Below are 3,018 nucleotides of genomic sequence, written 5' to 3' on the forward strand. Positions count from 1 at the left end.
GGCATCACCCGGAACAGAGGGGTTGCCGGCCAGCGGCCGGCACTACCGATCGACGGCCAACCACGCCTGAACCGTGGCCGCGTCGAACGGCCAGTCCAGCTCGCGGTCGCCGCGCTCGTCACGCAGCACCGGCACCCGCGTGCCATAGCGCGCTTCCAGCGCCGGCTGGTCGTCCAGGAACACCGATTCAAACTCCGGCGCCCGTGCCCTGGCCAGCTCGGCCAGGGCCATGTCGCACAGGTGGCAATCGTCACGTTGGATAAGGGTCAACACCGGCCGGGCTCCCGTGGCGGAAATGCTGCGCCGCAGCCATGGAAGTGCGGCGTGAACCGCTAGAATAGCGATCTCTTCCGGTACCCGCAGTACGGCAACCATGGCTGTCAGCACGTTCGACGTTTTCAAGATCGGCATTGGCCCGAGTTCCTCGCACACCGTCGGGCCGATGAAGGCCGCCGAGCGATTCATCCATCGCTGGCTGCTCGACCCGGGCCGCCTGCACGAGGTCTCGCGCATCCGCGCCGATGTCTATGGCTCGCTGGCACTGACCGGCCGCGGCCACGGCACCGACAAGGCGATCCTGCTGGGCCTGGAAGGCCAGCGGCCGAACCTGATCGATCCAGACATCATTCCGGCCACGCTGGAGCGCATCCGCAGCAGCAAGCGCATCCAGCTGATGGGCCAGCACGAGATCGCCTTCGACGAGAAGCGCGACCTCGGCATGAACAAGCGCCAGAAGCTGCCCTACCACACCAACGGCATGCGCTTCACTGCCTACAACGCCGACGACGAAGTGATCGCCACCCGCGACTATTATTCAGTCGGCGGCGGCTTCGTGGTCAACCAGGACGACGCGGCCGATGATCGCATCGTGCCCGACGAGACCCCGCTGCCCTACCCGTTCAAGAGCGGCGACGAGCTGCTGGCGCAGACCGCGCGCAGCGGCCTGAGCATTGCCCAGCTGATGTTCGAGAACGAGAAGTGCTGGCGCAGCGAAGACGAGATCCGCGCGCGGCTGCGCGAGATCTGGAGTGCGATGCAGTCGTGCGTGGCGCGCGGCATCCGCGAGGAAGGCGTGCTGCCGGGTGGCCTGAAGGTGGGCCGTCGTGCGCCGGCGTTGTACCGCGAACTGTCGTCGAAGCCGGAAGCGGCGATGCGCGACCCGCTGACCACGCTGGACTGGGTCAACCTGTACGCACTGGCAGTGAACGAGGAGAACGCTGCCGGTGGCCGCGTGGTGACTGCGCCGACCAACGGTGCGGCCGGTGTGCTGCCGGCGGTGCTGCACTACTTCGATCGCTTCTGCCCGGGCGCGAACGAACAGCGCGTGTTCGACTTCCTGCTGACCTCGGCGGCGATCGGCATCCTCTACAAGGAAAACGCCTCGATTTCCGGCGCCGAAGTGGGCTGCCAGGGCGAGGTTGGCGTGGCCTGCTCGATGGCGGCCGGTGGCCTGGTCGCGGCACTGGGCGGCAACCCCAGCCAGATCGAGAACGCCGCGGAAATCGGCATGGAACACAACCTGGGCCTGACCTGCGACCCGATCGGTGGCCTGGTGCAGATTCCCTGCATCGAACGCAACGCGATGGGCGCGGTGAAGGCGATCAATGCCTCGCGCATGGCGATGCGTGGCGACGGCAAGCACAAGGTGTCGCTGGACAAGGTAATCAAGACCATGCGCGATACCGGCCGCGACATGCAGGACAAGTACAAGGAAACCAGCCGCGGTGGCCTGGCGGTGAACGTCATCGAGTGCTGATGACCCTGGGTAGAGTCGACCGCTGGTCGACTATCGCGTGCAGCGCGGGATTTTCGCGGTCTGATCGAAGAGCAGTCGACTGACAGTCGACTCTACCCCGTTATCCCTGGCCGGTCGGACGACACCGTCACCGCGTTCCGGTTAGGCTCGGGGCTCCCCCACCCCGGATTGCCCCATGCGCGTGATCGCTGCCGCCCTGCTTGCCTGCCTTCCGCTGACCACCCTGGCCGCCCCCACCTACGGGCCGCGGCTTGAGGGCTTCGACTACGGCTATCCGGTCAAGACCTTCGCGCTGGAATCGCAGCGGCAGCCGCTGGAGATGGCCTACCTGGACATCGCGCCGAAGAAGGCACCCATCGGCGTGGTAGTGCTGCTGCACGGCAAGAACTTCTGTGCGGCCACCTGGAAGGAATCGATCAAGCCGCTGGTTGCCGCCGGCTATCGGGTGATCGCTCCGGACCAGGTCGGCTTCTGCAAATCCAGCAAGCCCGAGCGCTACCAGTACACGTTCGCACAGCTGGCAGCCAATACCCATGCCCTGCTGCAGCAGCTGCAACTGGGCGACGTGCCGGTGCACCTGGTCGGGCATTCGATGGGCGGCATGCTGGCCGTGCGCTACGCGCTGATGTACCCGCAGGACCTGCGCAGCCTGTCGCTGGTCAACCCGATCGGACTGGAAGACTGGAAAGCGCTGGGCGTGCCCTGGCGCAGCGTCGACGCGTGGTATGCCGGTGAAATGAACATCAGCTACGACAGCATCCGCCGCTACCAGCTGGATGTGTACTACGACGGCAAATGGAAGCCGGCCTACGAACCCTGGGCGCGGATGCAGTCAGGCATGTACGAAGGGCCCGGCAAGCAGGCCGTTGCATGGAGCCAGGCACTGGCGTCGGACATGGTGTTCAACCAGCCAGTGGTTTACGAACTGAAGAACCTGCAGGTGCCGACCACGCTGTTCATCGGCCAAAGGGACCGCACCGCGATCGGCCGCGACCTGGCGCCGCCTGCGGTGAAGGCGACGCTGGGCAACTATCCGGCACTCGGCAAGGCAGCGGCGGCAGCGATTCCCGGCGCGACGCTGGTCGAGTTCGCCGAACTGGGCCATTCGCCGCAGGTGCAGGACCCGAAGCAGTTCAACAGCGCCTTGTTGAAGGCGTTGAAGTCCCGCTGATCAGCTAGCGTGCTCGTGTAGAGCCGAGCCCATGCTCGGCTGCTCCTGGCGAGATCCCCTCCTGCTGGATAAGCCGAGCATGGGCTCGGCT

General features: G+C 65.9%; 3 protein-coding genes. 2 read left to right on the forward strand and 1 reads right to left on the reverse strand.

The features are described 5' to 3' along the window. Positions 1–42: 42 nt before the first annotated feature. Positions 43–273 carry a glutaredoxin family protein gene (locus tag ABGA94_RS06205; RefSeq protein ID WP_032954410.1) on the reverse strand — a complete coding sequence of 77 codons (231 nt, stop codon included), beginning with the start codon at positions 271–273 and terminating at the stop codon, positions 43–45. A 100-nt stretch (positions 274–373) separates the two neighbouring features. Between ABGA94_RS06205 and ABGA94_RS06210 the strand changes: the two genes are divergently transcribed. After that, positions 374–1,756: an L-serine ammonia-lyase gene (locus ABGA94_RS06210; protein ID WP_329846120.1), complete on the forward strand. Its 1,383-nt coding sequence runs from the start codon at positions 374–376 to the stop codon at positions 1,754–1,756. A 175-nt stretch (positions 1,757–1,931) separates the two neighbouring features. Next, positions 1,932–2,927 (forward strand): alpha/beta fold hydrolase, encoded by a 996-nt coding sequence (locus ABGA94_RS06215; protein ID WP_375366684.1) that lies wholly within the window; start codon positions 1,932–1,934, stop codon positions 2,925–2,927. Positions 2,928–3,018: the final 91 nt, after the last annotated feature.

The organism is Stenotrophomonas sp. 3diitr2024, from assembly GCF_042136455.1.
GTDB lineage: Bacteria > Pseudomonadota > Gammaproteobacteria > Xanthomonadales > Xanthomonadaceae > Stenotrophomonas > Stenotrophomonas sepilia.

Coding starts and splice junctions, on each gene's coding strand:
- ABGA94_RS06210 (WP_329846120.1), top strand. CDS start 374: ATGGCTGTCAGCACGTTCGACGTTTTCAAGATCGGCATTGGCCCGAGT.
- ABGA94_RS06215 (WP_375366684.1), top strand. CDS start 1,932: ATGCGCGTGATCGCTGCCGCCCTGCTTGCCTGCCTTCCGCTGACCACC.